We start from the raw sequence: 20,206 nt of genomic DNA on the forward strand, positions 1-20,206 counted from the left end.
TCCCCGATCACCGCCACCACATGCCGATCCCGCCGCCCCAACACCTCATTCGCCTTCGCCAAACCATCCGCCCACCCCAACACCGTCGACGCATGCGAATTCTCAATCACATCATGCACCGACTCCCCCCGCGACGGATAACCCGACAAACCACCCCGACACCGCAACCCCGAGAAATCCTGCCGACCCGTCAACACCTTGTGCACATACGACTGGTGCCCCGTATCAAACAACACCCGATCCCGCGGCGACTCAAACACCCGATGCAACGCCAACGTCAACTCCACCACACCCAAATTCGGACCCAAATGCCCCCCAGTCCGCGACACCGCCTCCACCAGAAACGCACGAATCTCCCCCGCAAGCTCAACAAGCTGCTCCGGCGGGACCTGCTTCAGGTCGTCCGGTCCTTGGATCTTCTCCAGCAGTGTCACGGTCCACCCCCTGCTCGTGCGGCACGCACGGTACGTCAGGTCGTTCGTCTTCTTCGATTCGCGGGTCGTTCGGCGGTGCTGTCGGTACGGGGCCACGCCCTACTTGTGGCTGCCCGACACGGTCGCCCTGGCGGCGCGCAGCGACTCCTTCAGGGACGACGTGGTCGCCAGGACCGCCGTCGGCTCGTAGCCGCAGTGCGCCATGCAGTTCGCACAGCGCGGGTCCTTGCCCCGGCCGTACTTGTCCCAGTCGGTCTCCTCGACCAACTGCCGGTAGGTCGGCACGTACCCGTCACTCATCAGGTAACAGGGGCGCTGCCAACCGAACAGCGAGTAGTTGGGGATGGCCCACGCGGTGCACTGGAAATCGATCTTCCCCTCGAGGAAGTCCAGGAACAGCGGGCTGTGGTTGAGCCGCCAGCGCTGCCGGTTCCCCCCGGAGAACGCCTTCCGGAACAGCTCCCTGGTCTGCTCGACCCCGAGGAAGTGCTCCTGGTCCGGCGCCTTCTCGTAGGCGTACGCAGGCGAGATCATCATCTCGTCCACCTGCAGTTCGTCGTTGAGGTAGTTGAGCACCTCCACCACCGTCTGCGGGGTGTCGGTGTTGAAGAAGGTGGAGTTGGTGGTCACCCGGAAACCCCGTCGCTTGGCTTCCTTGATCGCCTCCACCGCCTCGTCGAAGACGCCTTCCTTGGCCACCGAGGCGTCGTGCCGCTCGCGCAGTCCGTCGATGTGCACCGCGAAGGCGAAGTACGGGGAGGGCTGGAACAGGTCGAGCTTCTTGCGCATCAGCAGCGCGTTGGTGCACAGGAAGACGAACTTCTTCCGCTCCACGAGCTGGCGCACGATCTCGTCGATCTGCGGGTGCATCAGTGGTTCCCCACCGGCGATGGAGACCATGGGGGCACCGGACTCCAGCACCGCGCCGACCGCCTGGGCGACGGGCATGCGCTGCTTGAGCACCCCGGCCGGGTGCTGGATCTTGCCGCAGCCCTCGCACTTCAGGTTGCACGCGAAGAGCGGTTCGAGTTCCACGATCAGCGGGAACTTCTCGCGCCGCCGGATGGTCTTCTGTTCAAAGAGGTAGGTCCCGACACGGATGGTCTGACGCAGCGGCATGGCCATTCGGCTCACCTCCGGGGAGAGCGGACGATGCGGTGGGGTTGATCGGGTGGATGGGGTCTCGCCGGGCGTCGGCCAGCGTGTCGCGCCAGGCCGTGAAGGCCGGGACGAGGGCGCGAAGGGTCCGGTAGGCGACGAGGCCGGAACGGAGCGTGCCGGGTCGCAGGAGTTCGTGGTCCGGGGTGTCCACCACCACGCGGACGGCGGCCACCGGCCGGGGCCCGGTGGCGAGGGCGGCGCGCACCACCGCCGCGGACTCCATGTCCACGGCGAGCGCGCCGGCCGCGCGCAGCTCCGCCCGCTCCCGGCCGCGCACCACGTGGTCCGCGCCGGCGAGCAGCCCGGTGTGCACGGTCCCGCGCGTGCCGGCGCGGGGTCCGGGGACGGCACCGCCCGCGCCCGCCGCCGGAGAGGACCGGGACAGCACCTCGGCCACGATCCCCGCCAGGGGGGCTGCCCGCGGGCAGGGCACCGCCCCCTCGGTGTCCAGCACGGCCCCCTCGACGCCGGCCCGGGCTCCGGTCGTCCCGGTCCACGGGCACAGTTCGGTGGCGACCACCACGTCCCCGGGGGCCAGGCCGGGTGCCAGACCCGCGCAGAAGCCGGTGACCAGGACGGCGGTGCGACCGTCCGTTGGGCGCAGGGCCGCGCGGGTGGCCGCCTCCGCGGCGCGGGGGCCCATGCCGGTGCGCAGCAGGCGCAGCGTCCCCCGGGCGGCGCGCAGCGCCCGCTGCTCGGTCCGCAGGGCGCAGACCAGCAGCAGTCCTGGCGGGCCCGGTGAGGGTGGCTCGGTCATCAGGCTCCCTTCGCGGCGCCCTCCGGCCGGCCTCCGTGGACGTACCGGCCCAGCGCGGTGACCGGGAACACGATCCGGTACAGGTGGTAGTTGATGGAGAAGTCCCAGGGGAAGCCGGTGCCGGTGAAGTACGGCTCGTCCCAGCCACCGTCCTCCCGCTGGTTCTCGGCGAGCCAGCGCACCCCGCGTTCGGTCGCCGGGCCGCGCTCCCCCGCCGCGAGCAGGGCCATCAGCGCCCACGCGGTCTGCGAGGCGGTCGAGGCCCCCCGCCCGGCCCATGAGGGGTCGCGGTAGGAGCGCAGGTCCTCTCCCCAGCCCCCGTCCTCGTTCTGGTGCTGCTCCAGCCAGCGCACGGCGCGGCGGATCGCCGGGTGGTCGGTGGGCAGCCCCGCCTCGACCAGTGCGGGGACGACGGAACCGGTGCCGTAGACGTAGTTGACGCCCCACCTCCCGAACCACGAGCCGTCGGGTTCCTGCTCGGCCAACAGCCAGCTCACCCCCCGGCGGGTGCGCGGGTCGTCGGCCCTGCCGACCGCGGCCAGCATCTCGACGACATGGGCGGTGACGTCGGCCGACGGCGGGTCGATGACCTCACCGAAGTCGCAGAACGGGAGCCGGTTGGGGAACGGACTCGTGTTGTCCACGTCGAAGGCGCCCCAGGCGCCGTTCTTCGACTGCATGCCCAGGTTCCACTCGACGCCGCGGCGCACCGCGGTGTCCACCCGCTCCGGATCGGGGTGCTCGACGCGTTTGAGGGCCAGCACCACCTCGGCGGTGTCGTCGATGTCCGGGTAGTTCTCGTTGTGGTACTCGAAGGCCCAACCCCCGGGGCTCAGCGAGGGCCGGCGCACCGACCAGTCGCCCCGGCGCAGCACCTGTTCGCCCAGCATCCAGTCGGCGGCCCTGACCAGCGCGGGGTGGTCCGCCGGCACACCCGCGTCCACCAGCGCGATGGTGGCCAGACAGGTGTCCCACACCGGGGACTGGCACGCCTCGAGCCAGCGCATCCCGTCGGGGGTGTGCACGGTGAAGTCGTCGAAGGCCTTGAGGCCCTTGGCCATCACCGGGTGGTCCAGCGGATAGCCCAACAGGTGAAGGGCCATCAGCGAGTACACCGCGGGCGGCTGGATGCCTCCCCAGCAACCGTCCGCCTCCTGTCGCTTGATGATCCACTGGGCGGCGCTCTTCATCGCGGCCCTGCGCAGGGCGCGCGGGGCGAACCTGTGGTAGACGTGCAGCGCCTTGTCCAGCCGCTGGAACACGCCGTCCCAGCTCGCCAGCGGCGCCGGCCGGCGCCTGGGGTTGGGCTGCTGGGGATCGGTGTGCAGCTCCTCGAGGGAGAACGGCGCGGGACGCACGGGACGGAGCGCGGAGACGATGGTGAGCGGCACGATGGTCTGGCGGGCCCAGCAGCCGAACGAGTAGATGTTCAGCGGCATCCACTTGGGCAGGTAGATCACCTCGGGCGGGACTTCGGGCAGGTCCTCCCACCGCCACCAGCCGAACAGGGCGAGCCAGATCCGGGTGAAGACCCGGGCCGAGGCGATGCCGCCCTGTTCCCGCACCCATTTGGCGGCGATGGCCATGTGCTCGTCCTGGGGCGAGTCCCCGGCCAGCCGGAGCGCCACGTAGGCCTCCACCGTGGTGGACAGCTCGCCGGGTCCGCCGTGGAACGTCGCCCAGGTGCCGTCCTCCCGCTGCTGCGAGCGAATCCACCGTGCCGTGGCCCGGGTCTGTTCCTCGGTGCGGATTCCGAGGAACTGTCGGAGCAGCAGGTCCTCGGCGTCCATGGTGACGTTGGTCTCCAGGTCGCCCTTCCACCAGCCGTCCTGGTGTTGCAGTGACAGCAGGTAAGCTGTGGCCCGTTCGGTGGCTCGGGATGCCAACTCTTCGCTGCTCAGGCGTCGTTGGGGGACCCGCGATTCCTTGCGCGCGGGTGTCCGACCGCCCGGGTCCTCCTCGTCCGCGGGCCGACCCGCCACCTCGGTGGCCCGGTCTGTGGTGTCGGTGTTCAGGTCCGTGCGGCTGTCGTCGTCCTGGGCCTTGCCGTCGGTCTTGGCTGTCATCTCTCCCCCTGGCAGTGGTGGTTTCTGCAATGGGTGAGGCGGCTGGTGAGCCGTCTTCCGTGGGTACTGCCCGGCGCTAGGTGACTAACTCCTTTCCCATGGGCCTCATTCCATGGATTCCGTCACACGCGTTTCGTCTCTCACACATCCGTCTCGTTCACCCGTCTCGCCCTCCCAGGGCCGCGCGGTGGAGTCGGTCTCAGGATCGGTCGTTGGGGTGGGCGCTCGGTGTCACCACCAGGCGCCGTCGGGACATGACCACAGGATCAGATCATCTGATCACTTCTGGCGTACCACAACGAAGTCGGCGAGCGCGACCAGATTCCTGCGGACCCGGTCCGGCATCGCGACGCGGTCCAGGACCGTCAGGGCCCTGGCGTGCTGCCGTCTTGCCTCGTCCGCGGTCCAGGTCCGGCCGCCCGCCTCCTCGATCAGCTCGGCGCGCAGGGCGAACTCCGCCTCGTCGAAGTCGGCGGACTCCTCTCCCAGCGCCGCCCGCGCCTTGGCGTCGGCGGCGAGCAACTCCGCCAGCCGCCGGGCCGCGGGGCCCTCGGCCGCCAGCGCCGCCACCACGGGCAGGGACTTCTTGCGCTGGCGGAGGTCGCTCCAGGCCTGCTTGCCGGTCGCCTCCGGGTCGCCCCAGATGCCCAGCAGGTCGTCCACCGCCTGGAACGCCAGGCCGAGGTGGTGACCGTACTCCTCCAGGGTGTCCGCGGTGGCCTCGTCAGCGCCGCCGAGCACCGCGCCGATGGAGACCGCGCAGGCCAGCAGGGCGCCGGTCTTGTTCCCCTCCATCTGGAGGCACTCCTGCACGGTGACCCGGTCACGGTGTTCGAACGCCAGGTCCTGGGCCTGCCCGTCGATGAGCTTGCGGCTGGCGGAGGCGAGCCGCCGGGCGGCCCGGCCGCCCTCCACGGAGCCGGACTCCAGCAATATCTCGTTGGCGAGCGCGAACAGGGCGTCGCCCACCAGGATCGCCTGCGCCGGGCCGTGCACCTTCCACACCGTGTCCCGGTGCCTGCGCTGCTCGTCGCCGTCCATCAGGTCGTCGTGCAGCAACGAGAAGTTGTGCACCAGCTCCACGGCGACCGCACCCGGAACCCCGACCTCCGGCGGACTGCCCGGTACCTCCGCGGAGAGCAGGGCGAGCGCCGGGCGCACCGCCTTGCCTCCGTCACCCGCCGATGGCCTGCCCTCGGCGTCGATCCAGCCGAAGTGGTAGGCGGCCACCGTGTCCATGGGGGCGGCCAGCCGGTCCACGGCGGCCCGCAGCACCGGAGCGGCCAGGGTCCGGCCGCGTTCCAGTAGCGCCGCGATGTCCAAGTCGTCCTGCGCGGGACTCACCGTGTCTCCTTCTGCCCTGCCCGGGCTTGTTCGTGGGGGCCTGTCAATGCCCTGCCTTTCACACTGCCCTGCCTTGGTTGTCCGCCGGGGAACGATGGATCTGGCGCAGCGCCTCCTCGGCCGCCTGCTGGCCGCTGCGCACGGCGCCCTCCATCGTCGCCGGCCACCCGGTGTCCGTCCATGCTCCGGCCAGGTACAGGCCGGGCACCCGCGTCCTGGGGCGGGGCCGCAGCCGGCCCACCCCGGGCCGGGGAGCGAAGGTGGCCGTACGCTCCCGGGTGACGAAGAAGTCCCGTACCCGGGCGCTCCGGGCCGGCGGCAGCAGCCTGGACAGCTCCGGCAGGTAACGCGCCCGCAGCCCGGCCGTGGGCCGGTCGATGTCGTCCTGCGCCGCGGACTGGGACAGCACCAGGTACTGGCCGCCGTCGAGACCCGAGGACTCCGTGCGGTCGAAGACCCACTGCACCGGGCTGCCGAGCGCGGCGAAGAACGGGCGCCGCAACACCCTGCGGTCGTAGACGACGTGGATGTTGAGGATCGGGGAGTGGCGCAGCTCGAGCAACCGCTCCGGGTCGGTCAGCGCGCCCTCGGGCAGCAGCGGGCGGGCGTGCTCCTGGGGCACCGCGAGGACCACCGCGTCCGCCGGAAGCTCGGCGGGCCGGTCCGGGCCGTGGCCGGAGGTCCGCACGCGGTGCCCGTCGCGGTGGGGGACCACGGCGGTGGCCCGGGTGCGCAGCAGCACCCGCACCCCGGCGCGGTCCAGCGCGGCCCCCGCCACCTCGTGGTGGAGGCGGCCGAGCGGAACACTGGCCCAGCCGATGTCGGCCGCGCCGGGGTCGGTGAGCAGCCCGGTGCGGAACACCATCGCCGCGAGCTGGAGGGAGATGTCGGCGCAGCGGGCGTTGAGGGTGGCCACCGCGACCAGGTCCCACACCGCGCGGACGGTGCGCGGTGACTGGCCCCGGGCGTGCAGCCAGCTCGCGAAGTCCTGGCGGTCGAGCGCCGGGTCCTTCGGGTCCAGGCCGCGCAGCGCCAGGGCGGCGCGGCCCACCGAGAGCCGCTCGGACGCCGACAGGTGCGGGTACGTGGACAGACTGCCGGCCAGGTGCAGCGGAACGGGCAGCGCGGCGCGCCGCAGCGTGCCCAGCCGGCCCGTCCCGGCGTCGAGCACCGGAACCTCGAGCCGGTCCTGGAGCGTCACCAGGCCGCTGGCGCCGATGCGGTCGAGGAACGCCCGGTAGGCGGTGCAGCACCGCAGGAAGACGTGCTGGCCGTTGTCCACCCACAGCTCGCCCCGGCGGAAGGAGAAGGCCAGGCCGCCCAGGCGGGGCCGTCCCTCCAGCAGGGTCACCCGGGTCCCGCGGTCGGCCAGGTGCAGCGCGGCGGTGATCCCGGCGAGTCCGCCGCCGATCACCACCGCCGTGGGTCGCTGCCCGGAACGGCCGCTCCCGGGGTCTCCGGCTCCCGGCTCCGGGGTGCCGGGGAGGCCGGACTCCGTCCGTTCAGGGCCGCGGCCGGCCGGCACCTGGCCGGCGGAGGTCTGGTCGCTGGGGCTCGTGGTCACGGCCGCCCCCTGGTGGCCGGGGTGCCGGCGCGCCGGCCGGTGAGGCCGCGCAGCGCCACGTACGCCTTCTCCCGCCCCGGCAGGGACACCCGGCCGCGCAGGACCGCCGCCGGGTCGGCGGTGATCCGGGTCAGGAGCCGCAGGTAGATGCCGGCCATGGCGGAGACGCAGGCACCGCTGCGCCGGTCGAGCATGGGCAGCAGCCGCAGCCCGTCGTCGAACAGGGCCCTGGCCCGCCCTGCCTCGAACCGCACCAGGCCGGTGAAGTCGGACCCGGGCGGTAGTTCCGCGGAGGCGAAGCCGTCCTGGCAGCCGAACTTGGCCAGGTCCTCCGCCGGCAGGTACGTCCGCCCGTTGAGCGCGTCCTCCCGGACGTCCCGCAGGATGTTGGTCATCTGCAGGGCGAGGCCGAGGGTGTCGGCGATCTCCGGGGCGTGCTCGGCGTCGGCGGCGCCCGGCACCGTGCCGAAGACCCCCAGGGAGAGCCGGCCGATGGACCCGGCGACGCACCGGCAGTACTCCCGCAGGTCCTCCCAGGACTCGTAGCTGGTGCCCCGCACGTCCATCAGCACGCCGTCGATCAGCTCGTCCAGGGCGCGCAGCGGGATGGGGAACCGCCGTGCCGCGTGCCCGAGCGCCACGGCCACCGGGTCGATGTCGTCCTCGCGCACCTCTCCCCGGCGGATGCGCTCCAGCAGCGCCCTGGCCTCCTCGAGCCGCACGGCCTTCCGCTCCGTGTCGTCCCGGGTGCCGTCGCCGATGTCGTCGATCCTGCGCGCGAAGGCGTAGATGGCGGACATCGCCTGACGTTTGGCCAGGGGGAGCAGCTTGATGCCGTAGGCGAAGTTGCGCGCCTGCTGTCCCGTCACCACTTCGCAGTACTCGTAGGCCGCGAGGACGGGCAGCGACGGCCGTGGGCCGCTGGGAGAACGGGGGGCCTCCACTCGCCGATTCACCTCTTCCTTCGCAGGGTCGCCAGCACTTCGCGCAGCACGCCGAACTTCGAGGCCCTGGGTGGTCCGGGCAGCACATCGTGGTCCGCTGCGGCGATGGCGTCGAGCGCGGCGTTCCCGCCCGCGACGAAGCCCGCGAGCAGCAACCTGAGCCTGCCGTGCACGCTACCCACCAGGGGGGTGCCTTCATGCAGTAGTTCGCGTGCTCTGCCGGCCTCGAAGGCGATCAGTTCCCGGACCGCCGGGCTCGCGCTGCGGCGGGCCAGGTCTGCCTCGGTCACCCCGTACCTGGCCAGGTCCTCCGCGGGCAGGTAGATCCGGTCCCTGGTGAGGTCCTCCGCGACGTCCTGGAGGTGCTCGACGATCTGCAGGGCGGTGCAGACGGCGTCGGAGCGGCGGACGCGTTCCGGGCTCTCCGCTCCGGCGACCCGCAGCACCAGGTGCCCCACCGGATTGGCGGACAGCTCGCAGTAGGCCTCAAGCTCGGCGAAGCTCGCGTATCGCCGTACCCGCTGGTCCTGGCGGTTGGCCTCGATCAGTTTGACGAACGGCTCCGGGGTGAGCCGGTGCCGCAGCACGGTGGGCCGCAGCGCCCGCAGCAGCGGGTGGCCCGGGGTGCCGGTGAAGACCCGGTGCAGGTCCTGTTCGAACGCGTCCAGCAGGGCGAGCCGGTCCTCGGTGGGGCCTTCCAGGCCCAGCCAGACCGCGTCGTCCCGGCCGGGCGGCAGGTCGCCGTCGCCGATGTCGTCCACCAGACGGGCGTAGCCGTAGACGGCCATCAGGTCCTGGCGCGCCGCGGCGGGCAGGAAGAAGGGGGCCACCGGGAAGTTCTCCCCGCCGGCCTTGGCCAGCACCTGCCGGGACTGCGCCGCGGCGCCTGGTGCGGGAGGACCGTTGGAGGGGGTGCCGGGCAGGTCGCGCTCGTCCTCGAGCGTCACAGCGGATGGCCCGGAGGGCAGACGTGGACCGCGTTCCGACACCGGACCGGGCACCCGGCTCCGGCGGGAACGCTGGAGATGGTCCGTCGAGCCATTGCCGCCACATCCCCGTTCTACACCGTCTCCCAGGACCAGCGCGCTGCGGACACGCCGCGCCGCCAGGTCCCGGCCCCGGCAAGCCAGCCCCCTCGTGACCTGGGCACCAGACCGAAACGACCAGCGCGCGCTGGATCAGTACCGGTACAGCTTACGGGTGCCGCGCCTCCCGCGTACGCCGGGGCGCGTTTCGGGTGCAAACGCTCCTTTCGCGGGGGATGGCCACGATCACGAACGCGGTGAGGCCGAACGGGGGACGTTTCACGGGCCCCCGCGGTCCGCGTCGCGCGGTCCGCGGGGGCCCGGTCCCGACCTACTTGCCTCTGATCTTGGCCTCGTACGCCTTGACCACTTCTTCCGTGGGGCCGTCCATGACCAGCCGCCCGGCCTCCAGCCAGAGCACCCGGTTGCAGGTGTCCCTGATCGACCTGTTGTTGTGGCTGACCAGGAAGACCGTCCCCGCCTCCCGCCGCAACTGGCGGATCCGCTCCTCGGAGCGCTTCTGGAACTGCCGGTCACCCGTGGCCAACGCTTCGTCGATCATCAGGACGTCATGGCTCTTGGCCGCGGCGATGGAGAAGCGCAGCCTGGCCGCCATGCCCGACGAGTAGGTGCGCATCGGCAGCGAGATGAAGTCGCCCTTGTCGTTGATCCCGGAGAAGCTGACGATGTCGTCGAACTGGGCGCGGATCTGCTCGTTGGTCATGCCCATGGCCAGACCGCCGAGGATGACGTTCCGCTCCCCGGTCAGGTCGTTCATCATCGCCGCGTTGACCCCGAGCAGCGAGGGCTGACCGTCGGTGTACACCTTGCCGCGCTCCGCCGGGAGCAGGCCGGCGATGGCCTTGAGCATGGTGGACTTCCCCGAGCCGTTGGACCCGATCAGACCGATGGCCTCACCCCGGTAGGCGGTGAAGGTCACCCCCTTGACCGCGTGCACCTCGCGGATGTTCGGCGACGCCTTCCGCCGGACGATCCGGCTGAGCGCCGCCGTCGCACTGCCCCTGCCGCTGCCGGCGCCGTGCACCCGGTAGACGATGTGCAGGTCGTCCACGATGATCGTGGGGATGCGGTCGCCGGTGCCCTGCGCACCGGTGTTGTCGTCAGCCACGGCCGTAGGACTCCTCAGCCTTCCAGAAGTACACGAAACCGAACACCGCCATCACCACGGCCCAACCCGCGGCCAACGCCCACTCGTGGGTCGGCACCGTGCTGGAGTTCACCGACTCCATCAGGGCGAACCGCATCAGGTCGATGTAGATCGCCGCCGGGTTGAGGTCCAGCACGATCTCCGCCCAGCGCGGGGCGTCGTCCACCACGTGGTCGATGCTGTAGAAGACCCCGGACGCGTAGAGCCAGGTCCGGGTGATGAAGGGCATGAGCTGCGTCATGTCGCGGATCTTGCTGCCGACCCGGGCCATCGCCATGGCCAGGCCCGTGTTGAAGAGCGCCTGGAGGCACAGCGCGGGGAACAGCAGCAGCCAGGCCAGCGTGGGCACCTCACCGGTGAGGACCACCACGACGAGCAGCACCCCCATCGACACCAGGAGCTGCTGGAGCTGGATCAGGGTGAACGCGATCGGCAGACACGCCCGCGGGAAGTGCAGCGCCCGGATCAGCCCGAGGTTGTCCGCCACCGAGCGGGTGCCGGAGAGCACCGACTGCTGGGTGAAGGTGAAGATGAACACCCCGGTGATCAGGAACGCCGGGTAGTTCTCCACTCCGCGGTCCGTGCTCAGCAGCAGACCGAAGATGAGGTAGTACACCCCGGCGTTCATCAGTGGGGTGAGCACCTGCCAGAGCTGCCCCAGGCCCGCCTTGGTGTACATCGCGGTGACCCGGGCCCGGGAGTAGGCGGCAATGAAGTGCCTGCGGCTCCAGAGCTGCCGGACGTAGTCCGGCAACGAGGGTCGGGCGCCGCTGACCGCCAGACCGTACTTCGCCGCCAGCTCGGCCGGGGACAGACCGTCGTCGGGCGACTTCGCCGGTCGGTCGCCGAGGGCGACCGCACCGTCGTGCGTTGTCTCGCTCACAGTTGACACTTTCATCCTCAAGGGGCGGGGCCAGGACGGCCCGGTGCGCCCGATGCTCTCAGGTCGAGCTTGTCAGATGATCGGAGGGCGGCCCAGTCGAGTCAGTCGCCACACGGTGCGCCAGCGCATGGGACGACGGGCGCCGCAGGGGGTGCGCCACCCCTCCCAGAAACCGCCGAACCACGCAGCCAGGGCCTGCCGGGGAGGCCTGCGGACCAGCGTCAGCACGATCCAGGTGCTCAGGTAGGCGGGGACCAGGAGCCAGGGGAGGTTCCGCCGGGCCAGCCACACCCGGTTGCGGGCGACCATCCGGTGGTACACGGCGTGCCGACTCGGTTCGGTCGTCGGATGGTGCAGCACCATGTCGGACCGGTAGTCGATGGACCACCCCGCGTCGAGCGCCCGCCAGGCCAGGTCGGTCTCCTCGTGGGCGTAGAAGAACTCGCCCGGCAGCCCCCCGACCTCGGCGATCACGGCCGTGCGCACCGCGTTGGCGCCGCCGAGGAACGTGGTGACCCGTGACGAGCGCATCGGGTCGGACGCCCGCAGCCGGGGCACGTGGCGACGCTGGGTGACGCCGGTGTCCGGATCGGCGATCCGGAAGGTAATGATGCCGAGCCCAGGGTCCGCGGCGAACGCCTCACGGATCAGGGCAGCGGTGTCGGTCCTCGGGAGCAGCCCGTCGTCGTCGAGGAAGAGCAGGGCGTCGACTTCCTGACCGTTCGGACCGAACGCCTCGATCCCGACGTTCCGCCCGGCGGGGATGCCGAGGTTCTCCGGCAGTTCGACGGTGCGGATGCCGTCCGGCAACTCGGGCAGCGGGGCACCGTTGCCGACCACCACCACCTCGACCCGGGGGCCGACCTGCGCGGCCACCGAGTCCAGCAGGGCACGCAGCTCCGCCGGGCGGTTGCCCATGGTGAGCACGACCGCACCGAGCGTCATGGTGGAGTCGGGGGCGGAGCCCGCGGAGGGCGACGGCTGGACGGCCGGCCGACCGGCCTCGGCGGCGCTCACCGCAGCCTGCTCGAGGCGAGGATGCTGACCAGGTGCAGCAGGGTCTGGAGCACCGCGATGGCGGCGAGTGTGGCCACCGCGATGCGGGTGTACAGCAGGCCGCCGTCGAAGGCGTCGAGGATGCCGGCCAGCAGGATGAACAGCGACGCCTCGACCCCTCCGACCAGCCGGTGGAACTTCAGCCCGGAGGCGAGCCTGCGGGCGACGGCCATCCCGGAGGAACGGGGAACGGAGGCGGAGTCCTGCACCGCGGCCAGACCGCTGCGGGAGCGGGCCACGTCCACCAGGTCGGTCTCCGCCTTGATGAGTATGGCGCCCAGGGCGGCGACGGTCCCGATGAACGCCCACTGCCACTGGGTGGTGGCGTCCTCCCGGTGGAAGAGGTCGGCCGCCCTCAGGCCGGCACCGACCAGCAGGGCGGCCTCGGCCAGGTAGTGGCCTATGCGGTCCAGGTACACCCCGGTGACGGAGGTCTGGCTGCGCCAACGGGCGACCTCCCCGTCCACGCAGTCCAGGAGCAGGTAGACCTGGATGAGGACGGCGCCGAGGACGGCGCCGGTCAGGCCGGGCACCAGCAGGCACGCGCCCGCGCCGATCCCGGTGAGGACCATGAGGTGGGTGAGCTGGTTGGGGCTCACCCGGGCGTTGACCAGGTGCCGGGTGATCCGCAGCGAGACCTCTCGCATGTAGATCCGCCCGGCCCAGTGTTCACCGCTCCGGCGGTCTTTCAGCCCGGTCGGATGCACGACCGGGCGCAGCTCAGCTACTGAGGGCTTTGGCATAGTCGGTGTAGACGTCCCGAATCGCGTCGTGGTCCAGGTTGAGGTGTTCCAAGATGGTGTACCGCCCCGGGCGTGTCTGCGGGGCGAACTCCACGGCCCGCACGAACTCGGCGTCGCTGAAGCCGATCTCCTGGGGCAGCACCGGAAGCCCGTGACGGGCCAGGCACTCGACGATGAGCGCGGAGTCCTGTTTGGCCCCGCGCAGGTACATGGCGAACGCGGCCCCGATCCCCACCTGCTCGCCGTGGAGCGCGGCCCTACGGGGGTAGAGCAGGTCCAGGGCGTGCGAGATCTCGTGGCAGGCCCCCGAGGAAGGACGGGTGTGCCCGGCGATCGACATGGCGATGCCGGAGAGCACCAGCCCCTCCGCCAGCACCACGAGGAACTCGTCGTGCTGGCAGCTCCCCGGGTGGCGCAGCACGGACTCCCCCGCGGTGCGGGCCATGGCCGCGGCGAGCCCGTCGATGGGGTCGCCGGTCTCCCGGTGGGACAGCTCCCAGTCGGCGATGGCGGAGATGTTGGAGACCGCGTCGCCGACGCCGGAGCGGACGTAGCGCGCCGGGGCGTTGCGGATCACCTCCAGGTCGATGACGAGGCCGATGGGGGTGGGCACCCCGTAGGAGCCGCGGCCGGCGTCGTTGTCCAGGATGGACACCGGGGAGCAGATGCCGTCGTGGGAGAGGTTGGTCGCCACTGCCACCATGGGCAGTCCGACCCGCGCGGCGGCGTACTTCGCCACGTCGATGATCTTCCCTCCGCCGAGGCCGACCACCGCGTCGTAGTGGTTGCCCCGCATGGAGTCGGCGAGGGCGACCGCGGCGTCGATGGTCCCGTCGGCCACCGGGTACCAGTCGGCGCCCGGCAACTGGGGGGCGAGCCGGTCCCGCAGCGCGGCCCCCGAGCGGGTGCTGATCGCGACGGCGATCTGCCCCGACGTGGAGATGCGCTGGTCGGCCAGGAGGGTGGCGAGGTCGGCGAGGGCCCCGTCCCGGATGTCCACCACGGCCGGCGAGGGGATGAGTCGGGTCAGTACCGGCACGCGATCTCCCGGCCGCGGTCCAGGTCGTCGTGGTTGTCGATCTCGACCCACGGCACCTCGCCGATGGCGGCGGTGTCGATGGTGAAGCCCCGGTCGACCAGTTCCTGGTAGCCGTCCTCGTAGTAGAGGTCCGGATCGCGTTCGAAGGTGGCCTTCAGCGCGTCCGCCAGGGGCGCGGCGGCGGCGGGCTCGATGAGGGTGACGCCGATGTACTCACCGCTGGCGTCGGCCGGGTTCATCAGCTTGGTGATGCGGCGCATCCCGCGTCCGGGCTCGACGACGACCTTCATCTCCTCGTCGGCGAGCTTCTTGACGGTGTCGAGCGCCAGGATGATCTGCTTGTCACCGCCGCGGGCGTCGAGCAGCGTCCGCTCGACGGAGACCGGGTGCACCGTGTCACCGTTGGCCAGGATGACCCCGTCGGTGAGCACGTCCCTCGCGCACCACAGCGAGTAGGCGTTGTTCCACACCTCGGCCTTGTCGTTGTCGATCAGGTGCAGGGTGACGCCGTACTTCTTCTCCAGGACGGACTGCCGCTCGCGCACCGCCTCCGCGCGGTACCCGACGACGACGGCCACGTCCCGCAGCCCGACCTCGGCGAAGTTGCCGAGCGTCAGGTCCAGCACCGTCCGTTCGCCGTCCACCGGCACCAGCGCCTTGGGGAGGGTGTCGGTGTAGGGACGAAGGCGCCGTCCGGCGCCGGCCGCCAACACGAGGCCGATCATGCGGGAACTCCTGTTTCGTCGGGTGCAGCGGGAGCGTGCGAGGACGTCCAGAACTGGACGCTCTCGGTGAGTACCACCAGGGCCAGGGCCCCGGCCAAAGCCGCCAGCGCGATCCGCAGAGCGCCTTCGTGCCCGTACGTGACCGCGGCCACGGCGGTGACCAGCAGCAACCGGCCCTCGTGCCCCCCGATCACGCGGACCAGTCGGCGTGGAGGTGCGCCGGTGCCGCCGCGGATGCGGTACACCGTGTCGTAGTGATGGTATGCGACGGCTGCCACCAGGCCGAAAGCGGCCGGTACCGCACTGTTCACCCCGGAGTCACCGGCCGTCGCGGCCAGGGCGAGTACGGTCAGGTACTCGGCGGCGCGGAACAGGGGGGGCACCAGCCAGTCCACCGGGCCGGTCAACGGGCGGGCGACGGCGGCACCCGCACAGAGGGCGTAGCCGACGGCGGCCACCAGCGGCCACCAGCTCCCCGCCGGCGCCCACCAGGCGGTGCAGGCCAGCGCGGCGCTGCCGGCCGCGGCGAACAGCGGTGCGGGCACGCGGGGGAGCCAACGCGCCCGTTCTTCCGGGCCCGTTCGCTCCGCGACGGCCTCGGCCAGTGGCCCGGAGTCGGCGAGGTCGGCGAGCGACCGCGCGGCACGCACGGGAGCCGCGCCGCGGCCCCGGGAACGCAGCAGGCGTCCCGTCAGCGTGTAGCAGCCGGCGACGGCGCTGGCGGCGAGCAGGGCGACGAAGACCACCCGAGGGGTGGTCAGCGCGGTGAGCACGGCGATGACCGCCCAGCGTTCACCGATGGGCAGCACCACGACCCGACGCGCCCACACCGTCCAGCCCACCGCGTCCAACCGTTCCGACAGGGCGGCGGCGGCACCGTCACGGCCGCCGCGCCCGGACTCGTTGAACGAGGAGTCCACGATGTGACGCACCGACTGCACGGCCATGGCACCCAGCGCGAGGGCCCACACGTCGTCGCCGCCGCGTGCCGAGCCCAGGGCCAGGCCGGCGTAGAAGGCGTACTCCTTGACCCGGTCGCAGGTCGCGTCGAGCCAGGCCCCGAGGGTGCTGTACCGCAGTGCGTAGCGGGCGAGCTGACCGTCCGTGCAGTCCAGGACGAAGGAGCCGAGCAGCAGCACGCCCGCGGCGACGTACCCGCCGCGGTCACCGGTGGCGGCGCAGCCCGCCGCGGCGAGCGCGACCAGCAGCGAGGAGAGGGTGACCTGATTGGGGGTCAACCCGCAACGGGCGCACCAGCGGGCGAGGTACCGCGAGTAGGGACTGACGCAGAAGGTGGTGAAGAGCCCGTCCTGGGGCTTGACCGAGCAGCGCAGTCGCACCGCCTCGTCGTCCACGGCGGCCACCGCGCGTTCCGCGGCGGCCCGGGCGACCGGGCCCTGGGGCACGGCGGCGACCAGGGCGCCCAGGGCCGGCCGGTGGACCTCGACGGCCGCGGCGAGTGCGTCGGTGAGCCGGCCGGTGTCCGGCTGGGCGTCCCGGGCGGCCTCGGCCTCGGCGGCGCGCAGCAGCGCCGGACGGGCCGCCGGGTCCACGGCGAGCAGGCCGGGTGCCGCCGAGGCGCGGAACCTGGGGTCGGTCAGCGTCAGCCGCAGTGCGTGGCGGTGTCCGACGAAACGGCGGTCCACCACCGCGACACGCCCGTGGTCGGGGGCGTCGGCGAGCCGGGCCACCAGGTCGGCGCTGTCCTTGGCCGCCACGACGTCGAAGCCCAGCACCCGCAGGTCCTCTTCGACAGCGGGTGCCGCCGCGTCCGGCGGCGGTCCGGTGAGGATGACGATCGACAGTCGAAACTCACTCCCTCACGGGGTGTGCGGCGCACAGCACTGGACGTCCTGGACGCGCCCGACACGGCTTGGTCTCACGCCCCCCGTCGGCACGACGACAGAGAGTATCCGATTGCCGGGGCCGCGTTGGTGTCCCGGCGCGGTCCGCGGGGCACCCGGCGGCTTGATCATCATGACCCGGGGAGCGCCGGCCGGCCAAACCGGCGGGGTGGCCGGGGCCGTAAGGTTCGGTCCATGACGTGGTTGATTACGGGTGGAGCCGGATACATCGGTGCCCACGTGACCCGAGCGATGACGGAGGCCGGGGAGCGTGTGGTGGTGCTGGACGACATGTCCTCCGGCCGGGCGAACCGGCTGCCCGACCAGGTCCCGGTGGTGACCGGCTCGGTACTCGACCGGGTGGAGCTGGACCGGGTACTGCGTGGGAACGGGGTGACCGGAGTGGTGCACCTGGCCGCGCGCAAGCAGGTGGAGGAGTCGGTGCAGCAGCCGTTCCGCTACTACCGGGAGAACCTGCTGGGCCTCCAGACGCTGCTCGAGGCGGCGGTGGACGCCGGGGTGGACCGGTTCCTGTTCTCCTCGTCCGCGGCCGTGTACGGGCTGCCTGACGTGGAGCTGGTCAGCGAGACGACGCCGTGCGTGCCGATGAACCCGTACGGCGAGACCAAGCTGGCCGGCGAGTGGCTGGTCCGTTCGGTGGGCCGGGCCCACCGGATGGCGACGGCCTCGCTGCGGTACTTCAACGTGGCGGGGGCCACCGCGCCCGAGCTGGCGGACACCGGGGTGTCCAACCTGGTCCCCATGGTGTTCCAGCGGATCGCCGCCGGGCTGCCGCCGGTGATCTTCGGCGACGACTACCCCACCCCCGACGGCACCTGCGTGCGGGACTACGTCCACGTCGCTGACGTCGCGTCGGCACACCTGGCGGCGGCCCGCCACCTGGTCGAGGCCGGTCCCGGCACGGAGCTGACCGCGAACGTCGGCCGGGGTGAGGGCGTGTCGGTGCGGGAGATGGTCACCCTCATCGGTGAGGTCACCGGGCTGACCGAGCCGGCGCCGGTGGTGGAGCCCCGAAGGGCCGGGGACCCCGCGCGGGTGGTCGGCTCGGCGGAACTGATCACCAAGGAGCTCGGCTGGACCGCCCACTACGGACTGCGGGACATGATCAGCTCCGCCTGGGAGGGGTGGCGGAGCAGGTCTCGTGCGCTTCCCGCCTGAGTGACATCGCCGCAGGTCAAGCGGTATGACAACCGTTGTCAGTGCTGAGTTGCCGGCGACCTCCCGGCGATGTTCACTGGGCTCTGGCCAGCCCGCCCGGGCGGCTGCGGGCGGTGCGCCCGCCGGTGTCGGCTACCGGAGGGAAACGTTTCCATGGGCGTAGGCCACGGGCATGGACACGGCCATGGTCACGGAGGCGCCGCCGGGCGCGGGACCGCGGGCTCGGCACACCGGGGGCGGCTGCGGATCGCCCTGGCGCTGACCCTGACCACGTTGGCCGCCCAGGTCGTGGGCGGCGCGCTGTCCGGGTCGCTGGCGCTGTTCGCCGACGCGGGCCACATGGCCACCGACGCGGCCGGCATCACCATGGCGCTGGTGGCGATCCACATCGCCAACCGGCCCCCGACCGAGCGCAGGACCTTCGGCTACGCCCGGGCGGAGATCCTGGCCGCCGTGCTCAACGCACTGCTGCTGATCGCCGTGGGGGCCTACATCGCCTACGAGGGGGTGCGGCGGCTGGTCGAGCCGACGGAGGTGGAGGGCGGCCTCACCGTGGTGTTCGGCTCGGTCGGCCTGGTCGCCAACCTCGTGGCGCTGTCCCTGCTGGCGCGCGGGCAGAAGGAGAGCCTGAACGTGCGCGGCGCCTACCTGGAGGTGCTCTCCGACGCCCTGGGTTCGCTGATGGTGGTGCTCTCGGCGGCAGTGATCATGGCCACCGGCTTCACCCGGGCCGACGCCATCGCCTCCCTGTTGATCTCCGCCATGATCATCCCGCGCACCTGGCACCTGCTGCGCGAGGCGCTCGACGTGCTGCTCGAGGCCGCCCCCAAGGACGTGGACATGGCCGAGGTCCGGGCCCACCTGCTGGCCCTGCCCGGGGTGCAGGGCCTGCACGACCTCCACGTGTGGACCATCACCTCGGGGCTGCCGGTGCTCTCCGCGCACGTGGTGGTGGACGAACGGACCCTCGCCGAGCGCGGGCACGAGGACGTGCTGCACGGCCTCCAGGACTGCCTCGGCGACCACTTCGACGTGGCGCACTGCACCTTCCAACTCGAGCCCGCCGGGTACGCCGCCCGGGAGGCCGGCCTGTGCCACTGACCCGCGCACGCCGGGTGATGCAGACTATGACTGCTGGTGATCCCACTCCCGCACCTTCCGTCGTCAGCCGCACGATGTCTCCCGCTAAGGACTTCCATGCCGACCTGTTCGTCCACCCCCTCCGCCGCCAGTGACCTCTCCGGTGACCCGAGGCCGGACGGGGCGACCGGTGAGATCCTGCTGGAACTGGTCAACGAGCAGGGCACGACCATCGGCACCGCGGAGAAACTCGCCGCCCACCAGCCCCCCGGGCAGTTGCACCGGGCCTTCTCGGTGTTCCTCTTCGACACCCGGGGTCGCCTGCTCATCCAGCGCCGGGCACTGGGCAAGTACCACTCCCCCGGGGTGTGGTCCAACACCTGCTGCGGCCACCCGTACCCGGGCGAGCCGCCCTTCGTCGCCGCGTCCCGGCGCACCGCGGAGGAACTCGGGGAGGCCCCGTCGCTGCTGGAGGAGGCCGGCACGGTCCGCTACAACCACCCGGACCCCCTGTCCGGTCTGGTCGAGCAGGAGTACAACCACCTGTTCGTGGGGCGGGTCAACCCGACGCTCCGCCCGGACCCGGACGAGATCGCGGAGACCGCGTTCGTCAGCGCCCCGGAGCTGGCCGGGCTCCAGCAGGAGGCGCGGTTCTCGGCGTGGTTCCCCACGGTGCTCCGGGCGGCGTTGCCCGCCATCCGGGACCTCACCGGGGCTGCCTGGTAAAGCGCGCCGACCGTGGGGGCCGCCACCGACCGGAGCGGCGGCCCGCACGGGCCGTGGGGAACCGTCGCGCCCCGGCCCGTGGGGAACCGTCGGGCCCCGCCGTGGGGAACCGTCGCGCCGCGCCGGTCAGGTGGCCGGCCACACACCGGTGAGCCGGCGCACCCCGGTGGCACCGCCGCGCTGCACCGCCGCCCGGACGACGGCGAAGATGGCCCCGTGGAGCGCCGCCGCGAGCAGCACCTCCCGCCAGGCGGAACGCTCGTCCGTGGGCTCGGGAGCCTGCTCCTCGGACCCCACCCACTTCCAGACCTGGTTGAACGCCACGCCGGCCAACGCACCTCCGAGTGCGCCGAGGCCCACCCCGACCGGCTTGTAGAGAACCTTGCTCGCCTGCATCGGAACACCTCCTGCGACCGCCGCGAACAAGTGCCCCCGCACGGACACCGACAAACCCGCCGGTCCGCCGGA

19 protein-coding genes are annotated in these 20,206 nt (G+C 72.0%); 3 read left to right on the top strand and 16 right to left on the bottom strand.

Annotated features, from left to right (window positions below):
- The 15 genes from A3IG_RS30090 to A3IG_RS0116980 form a co-directional block, all read right to left on the bottom strand.
- The coding region (locus A3IG_RS30090) for a 1-deoxy-D-xylulose-5-phosphate synthase N-terminal domain-containing protein (RefSeq protein ID WP_040911747.1) at window positions 1-434 on the bottom strand (434 nt) is incomplete at its 3' end.
- A 99-nt stretch (window positions 435-533) separates the two neighbouring features.
- The gene (gene hpnH / locus A3IG_RS0116915) at window positions 534-1,559 is read right to left on the bottom strand and encodes an adenosyl-hopene transferase HpnH (RefSeq protein ID WP_018384766.1); all 1,026 of its coding nucleotides are present in this window, start codon (window positions 1,557-1,559) and stop codon (window positions 534-536) included.
- A complete protein-coding gene (locus tag A3IG_RS0116920; protein WP_018384767.1) occupies window positions 1,510-2,352 on the bottom strand; it encodes a phosphorylase family protein in 843 nt (280 codons plus the stop codon). Before A3IG_RS0116920 ends, hpnH begins: the two co-directional genes overlap by 50 nt.
- Window positions 2,352-4,418, bottom strand: coding sequence for a squalene--hopene cyclase (shc, locus tag A3IG_RS0116925; RefSeq protein WP_018384768.1), 2,067 nt, complete (start codon window positions 4,416-4,418; stop codon window positions 2,352-2,354). Before shc ends, A3IG_RS0116920 begins: the two co-directional genes overlap by 1 nt.
- A gap of 279 nt (window positions 4,419-4,697) precedes the next feature.
- Complete coding sequence (locus tag A3IG_RS0116930; RefSeq protein WP_018384769.1) at window positions 4,698-5,762, bottom strand: polyprenyl synthetase family protein; 1,065 nt, start codon at window positions 5,760-5,762, stop codon at window positions 4,698-4,700.
- Between the two features lie 58 nt (window positions 5,763-5,820).
- The gene (gene hpnE / locus A3IG_RS0116935) at window positions 5,821-7,179 is read right to left on the bottom strand and encodes a hydroxysqualene dehydroxylase HpnE (RefSeq protein WP_026220347.1); all 1,359 of its coding nucleotides are present in this window, start codon (window positions 7,177-7,179) and stop codon (window positions 5,821-5,823) included.
- Window positions 7,180-7,322: 143 nt separating this feature from the next.
- Window positions 7,323-8,270 (bottom strand): presqualene diphosphate synthase HpnD, encoded by a 948-nt coding sequence (gene hpnD / locus A3IG_RS0116940; RefSeq protein WP_018384771.1) that lies wholly within the window; start codon window positions 8,268-8,270, stop codon window positions 7,323-7,325.
- Between the two features lie 8 nt (window positions 8,271-8,278).
- Entirely contained in the window at window positions 8,279-9,133 is an 855-nt protein-coding gene (gene hpnC, locus A3IG_RS0116945) for a squalene synthase HpnC (protein WP_026220348.1), read from the bottom strand.
- A 493-nt stretch (window positions 9,134-9,626) separates the two neighbouring features.
- A complete protein-coding gene (locus A3IG_RS0116950) occupies window positions 9,627-10,424 on the bottom strand; it encodes an ABC transporter ATP-binding protein (RefSeq protein WP_018384773.1) in 798 nt (265 codons plus the stop codon).
- The gene (locus tag A3IG_RS0116955) at window positions 10,417-11,346 is read right to left on the bottom strand and encodes an ABC transporter permease (RefSeq protein ID WP_018384774.1); all 930 of its coding nucleotides are present in this window, start codon (window positions 11,344-11,346) and stop codon (window positions 10,417-10,419) included. The genes A3IG_RS0116950 and A3IG_RS0116955 overlap by 8 nt, the downstream gene beginning before the upstream one ends.
- Before the next feature lie 72 nt (window positions 11,347-11,418).
- Window positions 11,419-12,291: a glycosyltransferase family 2 protein gene (locus A3IG_RS0116960; RefSeq protein WP_026220349.1), complete on the bottom strand. Its 873-nt coding sequence runs from the start codon at window positions 12,289-12,291 to the stop codon at window positions 11,419-11,421.
- A 68-nt stretch (window positions 12,292-12,359) separates the two neighbouring features.
- Entirely contained in the window at window positions 12,360-13,145 is a 786-nt protein-coding gene (locus A3IG_RS0116965; protein WP_078500598.1) for a CDP-alcohol phosphatidyltransferase family protein, read from the bottom strand.
- Window positions 13,123-14,184: an iron-containing alcohol dehydrogenase family protein gene (locus A3IG_RS0116970; protein WP_018384777.1), complete on the bottom strand. Its 1,062-nt coding sequence runs from the start codon at window positions 14,182-14,184 to the stop codon at window positions 13,123-13,125. Before A3IG_RS0116970 ends, A3IG_RS0116965 begins: the two co-directional genes overlap by 23 nt.
- A complete protein-coding gene (locus tag A3IG_RS0116975) occupies window positions 14,172-14,909 on the bottom strand; it encodes a phosphocholine cytidylyltransferase family protein (RefSeq protein ID WP_018384778.1) in 738 nt (245 codons plus the stop codon). Before A3IG_RS0116975 ends, A3IG_RS0116970 begins: the two co-directional genes overlap by 13 nt.
- Entirely contained in the window at window positions 14,906-16,714 is a 1,809-nt protein-coding gene (locus A3IG_RS0116980; protein WP_078500600.1) for a DUF5941 domain-containing protein, read from the bottom strand. The genes A3IG_RS0116975 and A3IG_RS0116980 overlap by 4 nt, the downstream gene beginning before the upstream one ends.
- Window positions 16,715-16,948: 234 nt before the next feature.
- Between A3IG_RS0116980 and galE the strand changes: the two genes are divergently transcribed.
- The 3 genes from galE to idi all read left to right on the top strand — a co-directional run bounded on the left by galE (window position 16,949) and on the right by idi (window position 19,738).
- Complete coding sequence (gene galE, locus A3IG_RS0116985) at window positions 16,949-17,932, top strand: UDP-glucose 4-epimerase GalE (RefSeq protein WP_026220350.1); 984 nt, start codon at window positions 16,949-16,951, stop codon at window positions 17,930-17,932.
- A 153-nt stretch (window positions 17,933-18,085) separates the two neighbouring features.
- Complete coding sequence (locus A3IG_RS0116990) at window positions 18,086-19,033, top strand: cation diffusion facilitator family transporter (RefSeq protein ID WP_018384781.1); 948 nt, start codon at window positions 18,086-18,088, stop codon at window positions 19,031-19,033.
- A 96-nt stretch (window positions 19,034-19,129) separates the two neighbouring features.
- Window positions 19,130-19,738, top strand: coding sequence for an isopentenyl-diphosphate Delta-isomerase (idi, locus tag A3IG_RS0116995; protein WP_018384782.1), 609 nt, complete (start codon window positions 19,130-19,132; stop codon window positions 19,736-19,738).
- A gap of 126 nt (window positions 19,739-19,864) precedes the next feature.
- On the opposite strand, the gene A3IG_RS0117000 is transcribed toward idi, so the two are convergent.
- Window positions 19,865-20,134, bottom strand: a complete 270-nt coding sequence (locus A3IG_RS0117000; protein WP_018384783.1) for a DUF4235 domain-containing protein — start codon at window positions 20,132-20,134, stop codon at window positions 19,865-19,867.
- Window positions 20,135-20,206 lie beyond the last annotated feature (72 nt).

This window comes from Wenjunlia vitaminophila DSM 41686 (assembly GCF_000380165.1).
Lineage (GTDB): Bacteria > Actinomycetota > Actinomycetes > Streptomycetales > Streptomycetaceae > Wenjunlia > Wenjunlia vitaminophila.